Raw genomic sequence first — 15944 nt, 5'->3', positions numbered from 1 at the left:
CACTACATGGCCGAGAAAACCAAAGGCCCGCTGCCGCTCGACGAGCAGCTTTGCTACGCGATCTATTCCGCAGGCATGGCGATCCAGCGCACCTACAAGCCGCTGCTCGACGATCTCGGCCTCACCTATCCGCAATATCTCGTGCTGAACGTGCTGTGGCGCGAGGGCGCGCAGACGGTCGGCGCGATTGCGGAGCGCATCGGCCTCGAATCCAGCACCCTCACTCCGCTGCTGAAACGGCTGGAGGCGTCGAAGCTGGTGGAGCGCACGCGCAACCCCGAGAACGAACGGCAGGTCGTCGTGTCCGTGACCGCGAAAGGCAAGGCGTTGCAAGGCAAGGCCGCGTGCCTCGGCGAAGCGTTGCTTGCGGCTTCGGGGCAATCGCCGCGCGAACTCATGAAGCTCAAGGAAGACGTGCGACGGCTGCGCGACACAATTTACCGGAATATCGGCGGCTGGAATCTCGAAGGCGAACGCGCGGGGAAGAAGTAGCCGGCGTTACGGCGCGTCGTCCGAACGCACGGCCCCGCCCTCGCCTTCGAGACGCTGGAGTTGCTTCACGTCCTGCCGCGTGAATTTCAGGCGCACGCCAGCGCCCATGCCGTGACTTTCCTCGACCACGACCACGCCGAACGTTTCCAGCGCGCGGTGCGCGGCTTCGGCGTCGGCGTCCGTATGAAGCCACGCGCTGCCGTTCGCCTCGATTGCGGCAATCGTATCGGCGGATACGCCCGCGGCTTTTGCGAAATCCTCGCGGCTGATGCCGGCAAGCGCACGCGCCGCCGCGACCAGCCTTCCGGTCAGCTTATGTTCGGCACTCATGTTCCCGCTCCGTTGATCCCGTGCGTGCATGATGCGTTCTTTGTTTCCGCGCGACAATAGCAGCATCTCCACGCGGGGCGGCCTTGCAGCGAATTGCGAATGCGGCGAACAATGCGGCATCAAGCGCGAAGCAAAGGAAACGGAATGGCGAAGCTCGTATTCGGAATGAACCAGTCGCTCGACGGCTATGTCGATCACGACAAGTTCGCGTCCGGTCCGGCGCTGTTCCGTCACTTCATCGAGCAGGTTCGCGGCCTCACCGGCAGCATCTACGGCCGCGGCATCTATGAAGTGATGCGCTATTTCGACGAGGAGCATCCCGAATGGGATGCGCCGACGCGCGAGTTCGCCGAGGCGTGGCGGCGCCACCCGAAATGGGTGGTGTCGAACTCGCTCAAATCCGTCGGCCCGAACGCCACGCTCGTCGCGGATGACCTTGAAAAGACAATCCGGAAACTGAAATCGGAACTTGAAGGCGAGATCGACGTCGCAGGTCCGGTGCTGGCGCGAAGCCTGACGGAGCTGGGTCTGATCGACGAATACCGGATTTACCTGCATCCGGTCGTGCTCGGCAAAGGCAGCCCTTACTTCGTCGGCCCTCGCCCGCCGCTGCGGCTGAAAAGTATGGAGCGGATGGATGGGGATGTGCTGCAGTTGGTGTATGTAACGGTTTAGCACGAACTAACTTTAAAGCCAAAGACCCGCCCACGGCCTAATATGCCGCCACCACTCTGCTGGCGTTAGAATTCGCATTGGAATTTGCCTTAGCGCATCACGTTTGCTGATTATTGTTGAACGATCACGAGTGCAGAATACATCACATCCAAGGCCAACAGCGTTACTGATTAGCTCACGATCTGCGCGTCCGGAAATCGCAGAAACAAACTTTGAATCCTTTAATCGTCTCGCAAAATCTGCAGCATATCTCCAGTCGTCGCCGTCGTGATAATCTACGAAGCAAGAGCCATAATCCAGAAGAGCGTCGCGCAAAATAGCGTCTTTCGTGTTTGCCAACTCCTCAAGAGTCTTTTTACACGCAAAAAGCATCCAGTTAGCTCGGGTACTTACTGCGCTTATGTGCATTAGCGCCTCAATATCATCAGCTAATGTAGCATCCACATTCTCTGGGAAGCCCTCGTGTTCGAAAATTGTCGCTCCATGCTCGACTAACGTTCCAATAACATTGGTATCCAAGAATATTTTGCGAGGAAGGCTCTCGTAAGGGAACAGAGCGCAATCCTCGCCGTGTTGCTGCGACGTATTATAAAGTTGATATTTCCCGGTTTGAGTATTTCGACGCTCAATAGTCAAAGCGCCTCACTCCCACTCGATCGTTCCCGGCGGCTTGCTCGTCACGTCATAAACGACGCGATTGACGCCTTTCACCTCGTTGATGATGCGGGTCGCGACCTGACCAAGAAACTTCATGTCGAAGGGATAGAAGTCGGCGGTCATGCCATCGACTGACGTGACCGCGCGCAGTCCGAGCACATGATCGTAGGTGCGGCCGTCGCCCATCACGCCCACCGTCTTAACCGGCAGGATCACGGCGAAAGCCTGCCAGATTTCATCGTACAAACCGGCCTTGCGGATTTCGTCGAGATAGATCGCGTCGGCCTGCCGCAGAATGTCGAGCGCCTCTTTCGTGACCGCGCCCGGACAGCGGATCGCAAGTCCCGGCCCCGGAAACGGATGGCGGCCGACAAACACATCCGGCAAGCCCAGTTCCTTGCCGAGCTTGCGCACCTCGTCCTTGAACAGTTCGCGCAGCGGCTCGACCAGCTTCATGTTCATGCGCGCGGGCAGCCCGCCGACATTGTGGTGCGACTTGATCGTGACCGAAGGCCCGCCGGTGAAGCTCACGCTCTCGATCACGTCGGGATAGAGCGTGCCCTGCGCGAGAAACTCCGCGCCGCCTATCTTCTTCGCTTCCGCCTCGAATACGTCGATGAACAGCTTGCCGATGATCTTGCGTTTCTGTTCGGGGTCGGTGACGCCCGAAAGTTCGCGCAAGAACGTATCGCTGGCATCCGCATGCACCAGCGGAATGTTGTAGTGGTTGCGGAACAGATCGACGACGGTCTTCGCTTCGTTCAGGCGCAGCAGGCCGTGATCCACGAACACGCAGGTCAACTGGTCGCCGATCGCTTCGTGGATGAGCAGCGCCGCGACGGACGAATCCACGCCGCCCGAAAGCCCGCAGATCACGCGGCCCTTCCCCACCTGTGCGCGGATGCGCTCGACCGCTTCCTCGCGGAACGCGCGCATCGACCAGTCGGCCCTCGCGCCTGCGACTTTCAGCACGAAGTTCTGCAAGATCTTCGCGCCGTCCGGCGTGTGATAGACTTCCGGGTGAAACTGCATCGCGTAGAAACGGCGCTTCTCGTCGCCGATGATCGCAATCGGGGAGTTCGGTGCCTTGCCGAGCACGCGAAAGCCTTTCGGCAGCACGGTCACGCGGTCGCCGTGGCTCATCCAGACCGGATATTTCCCGCCCTTCTGCCACACACCCGCAAACAGCGGCGCATCTTCCGTCACTTCCACTTCGGCGCGGCCGAATTCGCGATGATGCCCGCCCTCGACCTTGCCGCCGAGTTGCTGCGCCATGGTCTGCTCGCCGTAGCAAATGCCGAGCACGGGAAGACCGCTATCGAAAATCGCGGGGGGCGCGGAAGGCGCATTCGCATCCAGCACCGATGCCGGCCCGCCGCTCAGGATCACTGCCTTCGGGTTCATCTTCTTGAACGCCGCTTCCGCCGACTGGAACGGCACGATCTCGGAATAGACGCCCATCTCGCGCACGCGGCGCGCTATCAGCTGCGTCACCTGCGAGCCGAAATCGACGATCAGGATCTTGTCGTGGTCGGGGGTTTGGGCGGAGGAAGGCTTTGTCGCCGGGCTGGCAGTGCTGCTCATTTGGCTGCTCATGGCAAGGAAGTAAGGGAAGCCGGTGCGCCCCGCAAGCAAGGCGTTGCGGCGCTGGTATGCTTTCCAACAGCTTAAGCCCGGCCCACCGCCGGGCCGCCGCCTCTAACCCGATGTTAGGCCACGGCGGGCTAGAACCCGGCCATGAATTCCCCCTCCATCGTGCCCCCGATCCCGGACGCAGCGGCCCGCCGCGAAGCGCTGTTTCGCGAAACCCCGCGCGACATCGCGGAACGGATCGCGCTCGGCCTCGTCTGGGCGATGCATCCGAAGCGCGTTCGGGCAATCCCGGCGGTCGCCGGTGTCTGGCTGCGCGATCTGTTCGGCAGCCGCGGCCTGCCCGATCCACGCACGGCGGGCGAAGGCGGCATCGCCGGCATCGCGCACGATCTTTCCGTCAACACACTGCTCGCCGCTTACAAGCGCACGCTCTATCCGTGGGGTCATATCGGGCCGTTGAAATGGCTCTCCACCGATGAACGCTGCGTGCTGTTCTTCGACGAGTTGCATATTGCCAAGCGACTCCGCCGCCAGATGCGGCAGAACGAATACCGCGTGACCTTCGACACCGACTTCGAAGGCGTCATGCGTGCCTGCGCCGAACGCCGTCCGGGGCGCTGGCACTTGACATGGCTGCGCCCGAAGATCATGCGCGCCTTCGCGAACCTGTACGACGCGGGCCACGCCCATTCGTTCGAGGTCTGGAACAAGGACGGCGCGCTGGTCGGCGGCGGCTACGGCCTCGCGGTGAACGGCGTGTTCTTCACCGAGTCGCAGTTCTCGCGGGAGAGCAACACTTCGAAGATGGGCTTCACGCTCTTCAACTGGCATCTCGCGAAATGGGGCTTTGCGCTGAACGACGGCAAGGACCCGACGCCGACCATCGACGGTATGAACTTCCGCATGATCCCGCGCGCGCAACTTCAGGCAACGCTCGACCGCGGCAGCATGGAAACTTGCCGCGTTGGCCGCTGGCAATGCGAGACGGATTTAAAGTCGATTGCCGAGTGGAAGCCGGAGAAAGAAGCGGCTCCGATCTCCTGATATTGTCTCATGGTTCGAGACGCGATGCTTCGCATCGCTCCTCACCATGAGACTGCCCTAAAGCCTCATCCTGAGGAGCCGCGAAGCGGCGTCTCGAAGGATGAGGCGCAGCTACACTCTCTTAAGCACCGCAACGAAAAACCCGTCCGTCCCGGTGCGACGCGGAGTCATCTGGATGCCCTCGTCCGACAACTTCGCGGCGCGCGCAAAGATCATCGCGTTCTCGCCGAGCGCCTTCACCACTTCGTTCGGCGAAACGATTTCAAAAGATTCATTGCGTCCGGTGAAATTCCGAACCTGCTCGCCGTTCTCCGCGTCGAGGATCGAACAGGTAATATAAACCAGCCGTCCGCCCGGCTTCACGAAGCGCGCGGCTTCATCGAGCAACGCGGCCTGTTCCTTCACGCGGATTTCCAGCGCGCCGGGACGCGCGCGCCACTTCGCATCGGGATGACGCCGCCACACACCGCTGCCCGTGCACGGCGCATCGAGCAGCACCAGATCCATTTTCCCTTCAAGATCGGCCAGCACATCCTGCTCGCCCTTCGGCGAGCGCACCTGCACATTGCGCACGCCCGCGCGCGTGAGCCGTTCATGGATCGGCTTCAGGCGGCGCAGGTCGGAGTCATAGGCAAACAACTGCCCCTTGTTCTCCATCGCCGCCGCGAGCGCCAGCGTCTTGCCGCCCGCGCCTGCGCAAAGATCAAGCACCTGCTCGCCGCCTCGCGCGTTCGCGAACACGCTGGCGAGTTGCGAGCCTTCGTCCTGCACTTCGAAATCGCCCTTGAGAAACGACGGCTCGCTCGTCACCGGCGGCTGCCGCCCGTCGTCGCCGAGTTCGATGCGCAGGCCATGCGGCGACCAGCGCGACGGCGAAGGCTTCAGATGCGAAAGCTCCTTGGCCACGTTGTCGCGGTCGTCTTTCAGCGTATTCACGCGCAGGTCGAGCGGCGCGCGGCCCGCAAGCGCCATGCCTTCCTCCCAGCGCTCCTCGCCGAAACTTTTCGCGAGGTGCGGGTCGAGCCATTCCGGATAATCGCCCGCGATGTGCGGCGGCGCCGCACCAAGCGAGCCGTGTTCGAGGCGCTTCCGTTCGTCGTCGCTGAGCGCTTCCGGCGCGAAGCGCGAACCATCCGCGAGTTTCGCAATGTCGTCCGCGTTCATGCGCCGCGCCAGCCTGAGCGCGCCGAGCAAAAGGGCGCGCGGCGTTTCCGCACCCATCAGCCACGCCGAAGACGCGCGGCGGCGGAGCGCATCGAACATCAGTGCGCCGATGGCATTGCGGTCGCCGGAGCCGGCGAAGCGGTGCGTGCGCCCCCAGTCGCGCAGCACGTCGGCGGCGGGGCGCTTCTTCGATTCGATTTCGGTCAGGATTTCTATGGCGGCGGCGAGCCGCGCGGCGGGTGTCATGGCGCGGCTTATAGAGTGAAAGCGCCGCTTTCGATAGCCGCGAAAAACCGGTCCACGTCGAGCGCGAGCTTGCGGTCCACGATCTCCAGGTAATCGGCCCAATCCTCGTAGCGCGCGAGTTCGCTCTTGCCATCGGTGATGCCGCGCAGGCCGATCATGGGCACGCCGAAACGCTTCGCCGCGCGATAGACGGCATAGCTTTCCATATCGACCATATCGGCCTCGATTGCGTCATACATCGCGCCGGAGACGATGCTCGCGCCCGTCGCAATCGAGGCCGACGCGATGCCCGGTATCTGCTGCGCAATCGGAACCACCGCGGGTTCGTCGAGGAACGGCACGAGGCCGCGCGCGAAACCAAGCGGCGAACAATCCATGTCGCGGTAGCTCACGCTCGCAAGCTGATAGACTTCGGCATGTTCGAGATTTCGCGAACCCGCGGAGCCGAGCGAGAAAACGAGTTGCGGCAGCTCGCCCTGCGCACGCAGCGCGGCCAATGCTTCCGCGGTCACTGCCGCCGCCTCCACCGGCCCGACGCCGGTAATCAGCGGATGAATGCGCTTCCTGAGTTCAGGCCCGTATTCCTGCTCCGTCGCCATGACAAACAGGACCGGGATGCGGCCTTTCCGGATAACCTGCCAGCCGCCCATCGCTCAGATGCCGGTCAGGATCAGCACCGCAAAATAAATCCACATGATGAGAAGCGTCACCAGCGAAACGAGGTAAGCGAAGAAGCGGCGCGGGACACGGTTCGACGTAGTGTGGATGAACGCATGGAGAAAGCGCGCAGCCACGAACACCCACGACAGCACCACGAACACCAGGTCGGCCTTGCGCGTGATCAGCGCGAAGGCAACGAGAATGAAGAACAGGACCGGCAGTTCGTACTGGTTGTGATAGGCGTTCGAAATCTGCTTCGCCCGCGATGGCCAGCCTTCCTTGGTGAGCGCGACATCGCGGATGTGCACTTCTTTCGAGTACAGCGCGCGATTGCGCTCGTAGCCCATCCACATCGCAAGCGCGAACATCAACGCGATCTGCACGAAAACCGGAAGCAGGATCGTCGGCACGGTCATGACAGCACCTCAGGCGAGGATGAAACGAATGGCGAGGTAAACCCACATCACGATCAACGTGAGCGAGCCAGCGCGGAAAGCATTGCTGCGATACTTGCGCGTGTTCGATGTCGTGTGAACATAGGCCTGTACCGCGCGGCAAACGACAAATACCCACGCCAGCACGACGAAGATGATGTCCGCCTGCTTCGTGACGAAAGCCAAGATCACGGCGACGTAGAATAGGAGGGGCAGTTCGAGCGAGTTCGAATAGGCGTCGCTGAAGTGCGCGGCCTGCGGCGGCCACGGGTTCGCGCCGCGCACCAGCAGATCCTTCGGATCGACCTTCTTGTCCATCACCGCGCGGCGGCGCGTCAGCACCATGCCGATCATCAACACGAAAGTAATCGCCGCCATCGCGAATAGCGGCGCCAGAATGGTCTGCGTGCTCATGTGCGTGCTCAGTTGTTCAGTTGTTCGAGGTTCGGAAGGATGCCGGCGATGCAGGTGTCCGCGCCGCGCGCGCCCGGATAGACTTCGACAATTGTGAAGCGTACCCATTGCGGCTTCGCGGGACGCGGCAGCTTGATCTTGTGATCGTCCTTGGTGTCGGGGACGGTGACAACGGTGGCGAAGCCGTCGCTGGTCTGGATGCGCAACTGCCTCACGCGGGTATTATTCTTGAAAGTTTCTTCAGTCTTCGGATAGCCGTTCAGGAACGTGAACTCCTGCACGCGCACCGCGGGCTTGAAGCGGATCGTCACCGTTTCGCCGATGCCGTATCCGGTCACGCCCTCGCACCATGCCTTACCGCCCTCGCCCTCGATGAAATTCTCCGGGCCGTATTTGTTGTCGCCTTGCGGCGCGAGCAGCGAACTCACGCAGAATTGCGTCTCGGCGAACTGGCCCTTCTGCTCGGCGCAGGTTTCTTTCGGCTTGGGCTGTGCGTTGGCAGAAACGGCGAACGCGCAAAAAACGAGCAAGGCGATCAGACGAAGCGGCATGGAAGAATCCCAGAATTCGGCTGCGCCGTTGTAGTCTGGCGGCGCAAAGTTCGCGAGTCATTCCCATGTCACGTTCCACGGCCACCGATCCCGCCTTTACCGGCGAGCGTCCGCTGCTTCCCGTGCTGGCCGAATATCTCGAACAGGGTGAAAGCGTCCGCTGGGCCGCGCGGCCAAGTGCGCTTTCCTTGCTGCGGAGCAAATCGGCGCTGTGGCGGGTCGGCGTGCCATGGCTGGCGTTCTGGTTCGGCGTCTATCTGGCGGGGTGGCTGAGCTGGAACTGGTTCGCGCCGTTCGGGCTTGTCGGATTCGCGCTGATTGCCGCGCCCTTCATCATGTTGTTTGAAAGCGACCGGACGATTTACGCGATCACCAGCCGCCGCGCGCTGATCGTGCATAACGGCAAGCGGCACGAAGTGGTCAGCGTGCCGTTCCGCGACATGGATGCAAAGCTGGAAGTGCTGGAGACCGGCGGCGCTGCAGGTCATGTCTATTTCGCGTCCGGGCGATCCACGAAAATGCGCGACACGGATTACACCGGCAAGCTGGCGTTCCGCGATGTGGCAGATGCGCAGCGCGTTGCGAAGATTCTCGACGCAGCGAGAGAACGCTAAGGCCTACAAGCGCCCCGGATAATTCGGGCTTTCGCGCGTGATCGTCACGTCGTGGACGTGGCTCTCGCGCAGGCCCGCGCCGGAGATGCGCACGAAGTTCGCCTTTTCGCGAAACTCTTTCATGGTGGCGCCGCCGACGTAACCCATGGAAGCGCGCAGGCCGCCGACAAGCTGGTGCAGCACGGTTGCGAGCGGACCCTTGTACGGCACCTGCCCCTCGATGCCTTCCGGCACCAGCTTCAGCGTGTCCTTGATGTCCTGCTGGAAGTAGCGATCGGCCGAGCCGCGCGCCATCGCGCCGACCGAACCCATGCCGCGATACGCTTTGTAGGAACGGCCCTGATAGAGATAAACCTCGCCGGGGCTTTCCTCGGTGCCTGCAAGCAGGTTGCCGATCATCGCGCATTCCGCGCCGGCCGCGAGCGCCTTCGCGAGATCGCCGGAGAACTTCACGCCACCGTCGGCGATCACGGGCACGTCGGCTTTCTGCGCTTCGTTCGCCGCGTCGAGAATGGCGGTGAGTTGCGGCACGCCGACGCCCGCCACCACGCGCGTGGTGCAGATCGAACCCGGACCGATGCCGACCTTGATCGCATCCGCACCGGCGTCGATCAGCGCCTTGGTGCCTTCGGCAGTCGCGACGTTACCCGCCACCACCTGCACTGCGTTCGAAAGGCGCTTGATGCGTGCAACTGATTCCAGGACGCGGCGCGTGTGGCCATGCGCGGTATCCACAACGACCACATCGACGCCGGCATCGACCAGATGCTCCGTGCGCACGAACCCGTCGTCGCCGACAGTAGTCGCGGCGGCGACGCGCAGCCTGCCCTGATCGTCCTTGCAGGCATTCGGATTGGCGACCGCCTTCTCGATGTCCTTGACCGTGATAAGGCCGACGCAACGATAGTTCTCGTCAACGACCAGCAGCTTCTCGATGCGGAATTGATGCAGCAGCTTCTTGGCTTCGTCCTGCGTCACACCTTCGCGCACGGTGACGAGGCGGTCCTTGGTCATCAATTCGGAAACGCGCTGGCTGGTATTGGTCGCAAAACGCACGTCGCGATTGGTGAGGATGCCGACCAGCTTGCCGTTGGCCTTCTCGGTGACCGGCACGCCGGAGATCGAGTGCGCGCGCATCAGTTCAAGCGCCTCGGCGAGCGAGGCTTCGGGATGAATGGTGAGCGGGTTCACCACCATGCCGCTCTCGAACTTCTTCACGCGTCGCACATGCTCGGCCTGTTGATCGGGGGTCATGTTGCGGTGAAGGACGCCGATGCCACCGGCCTGCGCCATTGCAATCGCGAGACGGGCCTCGGTGATGGTGTCCATCGCAGCAGAGAGGATGGGAATGTTCAGCGAGACGGTGCGGGTGAGCCGCGTGCGGACGTCCACTTCGGACGGCAGCACATCGGAGAGACCCGGCTTCAGGAGAACGTCGTCGAAGGTAAGCGCTTCCTGCGCGAGCCCGTTGGTAAGACGGTTCATCGCCAACTCCTGTTCACCGGACTTGAGCCGGAAAGATGGCGAGGCCTTGCCGGCCGGAATCGCCATAAGGCGTGGGTTGGCGAGGGTCGTTAGCATGGCGGTTCCAAAACGCAAAGGTGCCGTCACGTCCCCAAGCCCTTGGAGCCTCGCAGTGCACAGGCTTTCGCCGGTATAGTGAAGAAAAGCCAATCCCGGAGGACGCCAAAATGACCGATCTCGTTCGCACCGCGCTGGAAGGCGGCGTGCTCTCAATCACCCTGAACCGCGCCGACAAGAAGAACGCCCTCAACAAGGCCATGTACGCCGCCGTGGTGCAGGCCATGCTCAAGGCCGAGGAAGACCCGGCCATCCGGGTCGTGCTGTTCCAGGCCGAGGGCGATTTCTTCACGTCCGGCAACGACATCGCGGATTTCACCGAGATCGCAATGGGCAAGGTCGAGCCGCGCGACGCCGCCGCCAGCCCGTTCCTGCTGGCGTTGGCCTCCGCCACCAAGCCGCTGGTTGCCGCGGTGCAGGGCCATGCGGTCGGCGTCGGAACCACGATGCTGCTCCACTGCGACATGGTGGTGGCCGCGGACGACGCGAAGCTCTCGGTGCCCTTCGTCAACCTCGCCCTCGTGCCGGAAGCCGCCTCCTCCATGCTGCTCCCGGCGCGCATCGGCTATGCGCGGGCATACAAGCTGTTCGCGCTCGGCGAGCCGCTGTTCGGCAAGGATGCGGCCGCGCTCGGCGTCGTTACCGAAGCGCTCCCAGCCGTGCAGGTGCGCGCCCGCGCGCTGGAACTGGCGAAGGCTTTGGCAACGCGCCCCGCAGGCGCGCTCAAGCTGACGAAGCAACTGATGCGCGATCCCGGCGTCATCAAATCGGTGATGGAGCGCGAAGGCGCGATGTTCAAGGACCGGCTGCGCTCGCCGGAAGCGCTGGAAGCGTTCCGCGCGTTTGCGGAGCGCAGAGCACCAGATTTCACGAAGGTGGCGTGATGTTTTTCAGCTGGGCCGCAAGAATCGTCGCAATTATTGTTCTCGTGCTCTCGATTCTGAAGTTTGGAGTCGCAATTTATGTCGCCCAAATTGATAATGCCGATGATCGCGCAAGAGCTACGATTATGTATCTAGGTAGCGGAACTACTGGCAGACACATCGACCGAGCAATTTACCAGATACTCATTGCAATCGCTTTAGGCACGCTTGCAGAGATTAGTTTCTCGCTGCGAGCCAATAGGAACAACTGATGCCGTCGAATTTCTCGAAAGTGACGTAAGGAAGTACGTATCGCCTAGTCATGCGCTTTCCTCCAGTCGGACGTTGCGTCTACTGTGGAAGCACAGATCAACTTTCAGACGAGCACATTGTACCTATTTCTTTGGGAGGCGACATTGTTCTCCCCAATTCGAGTTGCGAAAATTGCAGGCTTATTACAAGCAGATTCGAACAAGTTGTCGCTCGCGATATGCTGTGGCGAGCGCGCCTTAAATTGAAAATACCCGGCAATCGCAAACGAAAAAATAAGAAAAGAACTCACTGGCCGATGCTGACGATTGGCCCGGGCGACATTGAGCAAACCAAGAATATTCCGGTTGGTGACATTCCATTGGTGATGAGCATTGTTAAAATGCCACCGCCCGGAATCATCTCAGGCCGACCTCCGTCGGAGATTCCCACGTTGCAAATAAGGGTTGGCTCAAGCCCATCAGAAATTGCGAAATTTCAGAATGATTATCAAGCCACTCCTAGATTTGAGATGCAGCACAATCAACTTGAGTTTAATCAAACGCTCGCAAAAATCGGGCACTGCGCAGTCGCCGCTGTTGTTGGTTTGGATGGCTATGAGCCTCTTCTAATTCCCTTCATTAAGGGAGAAAGAACATATGAAAATAGCTACTATTATATCGGCGGAATCTCATCGGATGATGAAGTGCTAAAAGACAATCAGCTTATCGGCGTCACTACTGTCGAACATAACAACGAGAAATTTGTTGTAAGTCGTGTCACAATATTTGGAAAAGGTCTTCAGCCTACATACCTGGTTATCGTTGGACGAGTTACAGACCGAACTTTGGTTTCGAAGAGGTTGAATCTTGCCGCTCCACCCTAAAACTATGGATACCGGGGATCGCGACATTTCCTAGGCAACACTTTCTCGTTCGTGCTCAATCACTTCCCCGAATCCCGAAAAATCTTCATCCCCGCTCCTTCCCGCAGAAATAAAATCCGCGCCGTTCCGGTCCGAATACAGGGCATCGCGCAACGCGTGGCACGGTGAGGGCCGGAAGCGGTGGCCGCATCTTGTCTCTTACGCGAGAGGCGAAGTGCGGCGGCTGAAGTCGCATGTTCCCGGCGCGCCTGCCGCGCGTCACTGGGCATCGTTAGCCCGCAGCGGTGGATAGCAAGGTAAGTCCACCGGGGGTCATGCGAAGGAAAGCCGAGAACCATCGCGCGAAGTTTTTACTTGGCCCGATTGGCGCAAGTGCCAAGCGGGCTGGGACGCCGGAGATGCTTCCGGCCTTCGCGGTGACGACCTCGTCTGCGTTTTTTATTTCTTACGCAGGCGGCCGTGGGGATCGGAACATCCCCGGCGTCCCCGCCGCCTTTCAAATCGCACTGATGGAGCGCGAGAACGCGGAACGCTGTTTGAAATCCGGAGAGCTAGGATTTGCGTGCCGCCGGCCAGAACCACGCGGCCAGCATGACCGCGAGAAACAATCCCGCAAGCTGGCAAACGATAAAAACCGTCGCGCTCGACGGCGCTATACCCGCGAACGTATCGGATAGCGACCGCGCAATCGTGATCGCTGGATTGGCGAACGAAGTCGAGGACGTGAACCAGTAGGCGCCGGTGATGTAGAGCGCCACCGCCGCTGGAATCCGCGTCGCATCCCTGTCCTTCAAACCGAAGATCGTCAGCACAAGACCAAACGTTGCCACGGCCTCGCCAAGCGCCGTTCCAAACGCCACGCGGTTCGTTGTCGAGACCTGAAGAACCGGAAGATCGAACATCGCATGCGCCAGCGCCACGCCGAAGATCATTCCCGCGGTTTGCGAGACGATAAATAGTAAACAATTCCGCCAAGGCAGTTCGCCCTGCCCTGCGAACGCAATACTGACGGCAGGATTGAAATGCGCTCCCGACAACCGCGCAAACAACGATATGATAACAAAGAGGATACAGCCGGTAGCAATGGCGTTTGCGAGTAGCGCAATCGCGACATTGCCGCCGGAAAGATTTTGCGCGGCGATGCCGGAGCCGATTACGGTCGCGGCGAGAAAGGCGCTGCCGGTAAACTCCGCCGCAAGCGCGCGCAGCTTCACGTCGCACTCATTGCTTTTTCGGTCGCGCCCTCTTCGCGGCCGATCGCGCGCAGCCGCGCCTTCAGCGTCATCGTATCCAGCCCGCGAATGGGCAGCGCCGCGAACAGTTGGATGCGGCGATACAGCAGCCGATAGGCTTCCTGAAACGCGAGCGCGACTTCGAGTTCGCTTCCCTTCACCGCGGAAGGATCGGCCACGCCCCAATGCGCGGTCAGCGGTTTTCCCGGCCAGACCGGGCAAACCTCTCCCGCCGCGTCGTCGCAGACGGTGAAGATGAAGTCGATTTCGGGCGCGCCCGGCTTCGCGAATTCGTCCCACGATTTCGAGCGGAAGTTGCTCGTATCGTAGCCGAGCTTGTTCAGCAGATTGAGCGTATTCGGATTGATCGCGCCGCGCGGCTGGCTGCCCGCGCTGTAGGCCACGAATTTGCCGGCGCCGATCCTGTTCATGATCGCTTCCGCGATCACCGAGCGCGCCGAATTGTGCGTGCACAGAAACAATACGTTGTAAGGCTTATCCACGCAGACGCTCCGTTTTCCGCGCGGGCGCGCAGGTGGCGCCCGCAAATACTTCGCCGCAAATTTTCGGGCGGCCGCCGCAACAGCCCTTGGCGAGATAATTGACCAGACCGCGCAGGCCGGAAATGTCGGCGGAGTAGATCACTTCCCGTCCTGCCTTTTCGGAATCGACCAACCCTGCGCGTTCGAGAATGGCGAGGTGCGTGGACATGGTGTTGTGAGGCACCTTGCAGTGCCGCGCGACCTCGCCCGCGTTCCTCCCCTTCGGCGAGCAATTCACCAGATACCGGAACGCGGTCAGCCGCGTGTCCTGCGCCAGCGCGGAGAAACCTTCGATTACCGCTTTCTTGTCCATAATTCTCGACATATCGACTTATTACGACAGGCAGATGACTGCGACAAGTGTGGGTGGCACTTGGTTTCGTGACCGAGGCACCCCCACGCGAGGATGGCTTAAGACAAAATAAAACAGGCTTCGCGATGAAGCGAAGCCTGTCTGTTTTCCGCTCCGGTTCACGAAGCGAAGATTTCATCCATCCAGCCGACGCTTTCCTGTACGAGACGCAGGCGATTATTGACCTGCACATGTCCGTCCGCGCCGGAAGCGGCATCGAGCAGCACGAAACGCTTGCGCTCCGATAGAATGTCGCGGTGCCAGCCTCTCGCCTGCGCCGCGAACACCGGCGAGTCGCCGCCGCCAAGAACAGAAAGAAACGGCACGCTTACCAGCTTCGGGTCCGCATTCATCCCGGACGAAAGCTGCAGGAAATCCTGCGCCATCTTCGCTCCGATCTTCCAGAACGTAACCTGACGGCTGCGGGTCGCGGCTTGCGAAGGCGTTTGCTTCTCACTCATCGCCGACTGTGCCGAGAGAGAGAACAGTTGCGCCGGGCTTGGGAACGGCGTGCTCGCGATCACGGTTGCGAAACGCTTTTCGTAGCCGGCTGCGCGTGCCGCGAAGTATCCGCCGAGGCTCATGCCGATCATCGCAATGCGTCCCGGCTTCGCACCGAAGCGCTCGATCAGGAGATCGACGGTCGCAGAAACCGGCTTCTCGGCTTCCACTTCCCAATGCAAGCCTTCAGCCTGCGTGATGCCCTGCCCAGGCAGGTCGACGAGCGCGACCGAATAGCCGCGGTCGAAAAAGCTGCGGCCAACCGTCAGGAACAGATCTTCCATGCACGTGTCCGCACCGCCAACGACCAGCACGACCGGCGCCGACTTGTTCGGGTTCTGATAGAACACGCCCGGCAACTGCTTGCCCTTGTACGGCACCTGAAAGAACGACGCAGGCAATTCAAGTTCTGCCATCGCCGCGCCAAATGCGGCCTTGTGTTTCGCGAACAGCGACTTGAACACATCGGTCGGGCCAGCGAACTGCCAGGCAGAGCGGTAGCTTGCGAAGGCCTTGAGCCTCGTCTCGGCGGCCGCGCGCTTCCATCCGCGCACCTTCCACTCGTCTGCCTGCTTATTCAGGAGATCGCCGTAATTCGAGAAAGCCTGCACCCAACTATCGGCATCGCCGTCCTTGATCTGCGAAGCCACGTAGAACGCCTGTCCGATATCCAGCCCGCCGGTTGGTCCCCAGCCCAGCGCCGCCACGAAAAACAAATCCATATCCGGATCATCGAAGCGGTATTTGGTCCCCAGCCGCTGATCGGGGCGCTTTTCTTCTTTCGTCTGTGCATTAGCGGTGGCGGCAACCAGCGCAACGGCAGCAACACTCGCACTACTCAACAACATCGTCGTCTATTCATTT

Annotated in this window: 19 protein-coding genes; 6 read left to right on the top strand and 13 right to left on the bottom strand. The window is 61.0% G+C overall.

What is annotated here, in order from left to right; translation table 11 throughout:
- The first annotated feature begins 6 nt into the window (after positions 1-6).
- Entirely contained in the window at positions 7-492 is a 486-nt protein-coding gene (locus KF794_04520; protein ID QYK45964.1) for a MarR family transcriptional regulator, read from the top strand.
- Positions 493-498: 6 nt separating this feature from the next.
- Here KF794_04520 and KF794_04515 read toward each other — a convergent pair whose 3' ends face one another.
- Entirely contained in the window at positions 499-822 is a 324-nt protein-coding gene (locus KF794_04515) for a helix-turn-helix transcriptional regulator (GenBank protein ID QYK45963.1), read from the bottom strand.
- A gap of 144 nt (positions 823-966) precedes the next feature.
- Between KF794_04515 and KF794_04510 the strand changes: the two genes are divergently transcribed.
- On the top strand, positions 967-1497 hold the full coding sequence (locus KF794_04510; protein ID QYK45962.1) for a dihydrofolate reductase family protein: 531 nt from the start codon (positions 967-969) through the stop codon (positions 1495-1497).
- Between the two features lie 12 nt (positions 1498-1509).
- On the opposite strand, the gene KF794_04505 is transcribed toward KF794_04510, so the two are convergent.
- Positions 1510-2016, bottom strand: a complete 507-nt coding sequence (locus KF794_04505) for a hypothetical protein (protein QYK45961.1) — start codon at positions 2014-2016, stop codon at positions 1510-1512.
- Positions 2017-2139: 123 nt separating this feature from the next.
- Positions 2140-3750: a glutamine-hydrolyzing GMP synthase gene (gene guaA, locus KF794_04500; GenBank protein ID QYK45960.1), complete on the bottom strand. Its 1611-nt coding sequence runs from the start codon at positions 3748-3750 to the stop codon at positions 2140-2142.
- 141 nt (positions 3751-3891) lie between these two features.
- On the opposite strand from guaA, the gene KF794_04495 reads away from it, so the two are divergent.
- Positions 3892-4791: a GNAT family N-acetyltransferase gene (locus KF794_04495; protein QYK45959.1), complete on the top strand. Its 900-nt coding sequence runs from the start codon at positions 3892-3894 to the stop codon at positions 4789-4791.
- 111 nt (positions 4792-4902) lie between these two features.
- Here KF794_04495 and KF794_04490 read toward each other — a convergent pair whose 3' ends face one another.
- From KF794_04490 to KF794_04470, 5 genes are read right to left on the bottom strand one after another with little or no spacing between them, the layout of a single operon-like run.
- Positions 4903-6201 (bottom strand): RsmB/NOP family class I SAM-dependent RNA methyltransferase, encoded by a 1299-nt coding sequence (locus KF794_04490; protein ID QYK45958.1) that lies wholly within the window; start codon positions 6199-6201, stop codon positions 4903-4905.
- An 8-nt stretch (positions 6202-6209) separates the two neighbouring features.
- Positions 6210-6851: a 5'-methylthioadenosine/S-adenosylhomocysteine nucleosidase gene (locus tag KF794_04485; GenBank protein QYK45957.1), complete on the bottom strand. Its 642-nt coding sequence runs from the start codon at positions 6849-6851 to the stop codon at positions 6210-6212.
- Between the two features lie 3 nt (positions 6852-6854).
- Positions 6855-7277 carry an MAPEG family protein gene (locus tag KF794_04480; GenBank protein ID QYK45956.1) on the bottom strand — a complete coding sequence of 141 codons (423 nt, stop codon included), beginning with the start codon at positions 7275-7277 and terminating at the stop codon, positions 6855-6857.
- A gap of 9 nt (positions 7278-7286) precedes the next feature.
- Positions 7287-7709: an MAPEG family protein gene (locus tag KF794_04475; GenBank protein ID QYK45955.1), complete on the bottom strand. Its 423-nt coding sequence runs from the start codon at positions 7707-7709 to the stop codon at positions 7287-7289.
- An 8-nt stretch (positions 7710-7717) separates the two neighbouring features.
- The gene (locus KF794_04470; protein QYK45954.1) at positions 7718-8260 is read right to left on the bottom strand and encodes a hypothetical protein; all 543 of its coding nucleotides are present in this window, start codon (positions 8258-8260) and stop codon (positions 7718-7720) included.
- 65 nt (positions 8261-8325) lie between these two features.
- On the opposite strand from KF794_04470, the gene KF794_04465 reads away from it, so the two are divergent.
- Positions 8326-8874, top strand: coding sequence for a hypothetical protein (locus tag KF794_04465; protein ID QYK45953.1), 549 nt, complete (start codon positions 8326-8328; stop codon positions 8872-8874).
- 3 nt (positions 8875-8877) lie between these two features.
- Here KF794_04465 and guaB read toward each other — a convergent pair whose 3' ends face one another.
- Entirely contained in the window at positions 8878-10359 is a 1482-nt protein-coding gene (gene guaB / locus KF794_04460; protein QYK45952.1) for an IMP dehydrogenase, read from the bottom strand.
- A 206-nt stretch (positions 10360-10565) separates the two neighbouring features.
- On the opposite strand from guaB, the gene KF794_04455 reads away from it, so the two are divergent.
- Entirely contained in the window at positions 10566-11339 is a 774-nt protein-coding gene (locus KF794_04455) for an enoyl-CoA hydratase (protein QYK45951.1), read from the top strand.
- Positions 11340-11640: 301 nt separating this feature from the next.
- Positions 11641-12453 (top strand): hypothetical protein, encoded by an 813-nt coding sequence (locus KF794_04450; GenBank protein ID QYK45950.1) that lies wholly within the window; start codon positions 11641-11643, stop codon positions 12451-12453.
- A 551-nt stretch (positions 12454-13004) separates the two neighbouring features.
- Here the strand turns inward: KF794_04450 and KF794_04445 are convergent.
- From KF794_04445 to KF794_04430, 4 genes are all read right to left on the bottom strand, one after another.
- A complete protein-coding gene (locus KF794_04445; protein ID QYK45949.1) occupies positions 13005-13667 on the bottom strand; it encodes an aquaporin family protein in 663 nt (220 codons plus the stop codon).
- On the bottom strand, positions 13664-14188 hold the full coding sequence (locus KF794_04440; GenBank protein QYK45948.1) for an arsenate reductase ArsC: 525 nt from the start codon (positions 14186-14188) through the stop codon (positions 13664-13666). The genes KF794_04445 and KF794_04440 overlap by 4 nt, the downstream gene beginning before the upstream one ends.
- Complete coding sequence (locus KF794_04435) at positions 14181-14540, bottom strand: winged helix-turn-helix transcriptional regulator (protein QYK46588.1); 360 nt, start codon at positions 14538-14540, stop codon at positions 14181-14183. The genes KF794_04440 and KF794_04435 overlap by 8 nt, the downstream gene beginning before the upstream one ends.
- Before the next feature lie 158 nt (positions 14541-14698).
- Positions 14699-15928 carry an alpha/beta fold hydrolase gene (locus KF794_04430; GenBank protein ID QYK45947.1) on the bottom strand — a complete coding sequence of 410 codons (1230 nt, stop codon included), beginning with the start codon at positions 15926-15928 and terminating at the stop codon, positions 14699-14701.
- Positions 15929-15944 lie beyond the last annotated feature (16 nt).

It is taken from the genome of Xanthobacteraceae bacterium (assembly GCA_019454205.1).
In the GTDB taxonomy this organism is placed as follows: Bacteria; Pseudomonadota; Alphaproteobacteria; order Rhizobiales; family Xanthobacteraceae.
Note: the sequence above shows the minus strand (reverse complement) of the source record. Positions and strands in the feature narration are given on the sequence as shown.

Coding starts and splice junctions, on each gene's coding strand:
- KF794_04520 (QYK45964.1), top strand. CDS start 7: ATGGCCGAGAAAACCAAAGGCCCGCTGCCGCTCGACGAGCAGCTTTGC.
- KF794_04515 (QYK45963.1), bottom strand. CDS start 822: ATGAGTGCCGAACATAAGCTGACCGGAAGGCTGGTCGCGGCGGCGCGT.
- KF794_04510 (QYK45962.1), top strand. CDS start 967: ATGGCGAAGCTCGTATTCGGAATGAACCAGTCGCTCGACGGCTATGTC.
- guaA (QYK45960.1), bottom strand. CDS start 3,750: ATGAGCAGCCAAATGAGCAGCACTGCCAGCCCGGCGACAAAGCCTTCC.
- KF794_04495 (QYK45959.1), top strand. CDS start 3,892: ATGAATTCCCCCTCCATCGTGCCCCCGATCCCGGACGCAGCGGCCCGC.
- KF794_04490 (QYK45958.1), bottom strand. CDS start 6,201: ATGACACCCGCCGCGCGGCTCGCCGCCGCCATAGAAATCCTGACCGAA.
- KF794_04485 (QYK45957.1), bottom strand. CDS start 6,851: ATGGGCGGCTGGCAGGTTATCCGGAAAGGCCGCATCCCGGTCCTGTTT.
- KF794_04480 (QYK45956.1), bottom strand. CDS start 7,277: ATGACCGTGCCGACGATCCTGCTTCCGGTTTTCGTGCAGATCGCGTTG.
- KF794_04475 (QYK45955.1), bottom strand. CDS start 7,709: ATGAGCACGCAGACCATTCTGGCGCCGCTATTCGCGATGGCGGCGATT.
- KF794_04470 (QYK45954.1), bottom strand. CDS start 8,260: ATGCCGCTTCGTCTGATCGCCTTGCTCGTTTTTTGCGCGTTCGCCGTT.
- KF794_04465 (QYK45953.1), top strand. CDS start 8,326: ATGTCACGTTCCACGGCCACCGATCCCGCCTTTACCGGCGAGCGTCCG.
- guaB (QYK45952.1), bottom strand. CDS start 10,359: ATGAACCGTCTTACCAACGGGCTCGCGCAGGAAGCGCTTACCTTCGAC.
- KF794_04455 (QYK45951.1), top strand. CDS start 10,566: ATGACCGATCTCGTTCGCACCGCGCTGGAAGGCGGCGTGCTCTCAATC.
- KF794_04450 (QYK45950.1), top strand. CDS start 11,641: ATGCGCTTTCCTCCAGTCGGACGTTGCGTCTACTGTGGAAGCACAGAT.
- KF794_04435 (QYK46588.1), bottom strand. CDS start 14,540: ATGGACAAGAAAGCGGTAATCGAAGGTTTCTCCGCGCTGGCGCAGGAC.
- KF794_04430 (QYK45947.1), bottom strand. CDS start 15,928: ATGTTGTTGAGTAGTGCGAGTGTTGCTGCCGTTGCGCTGGTTGCCGCC.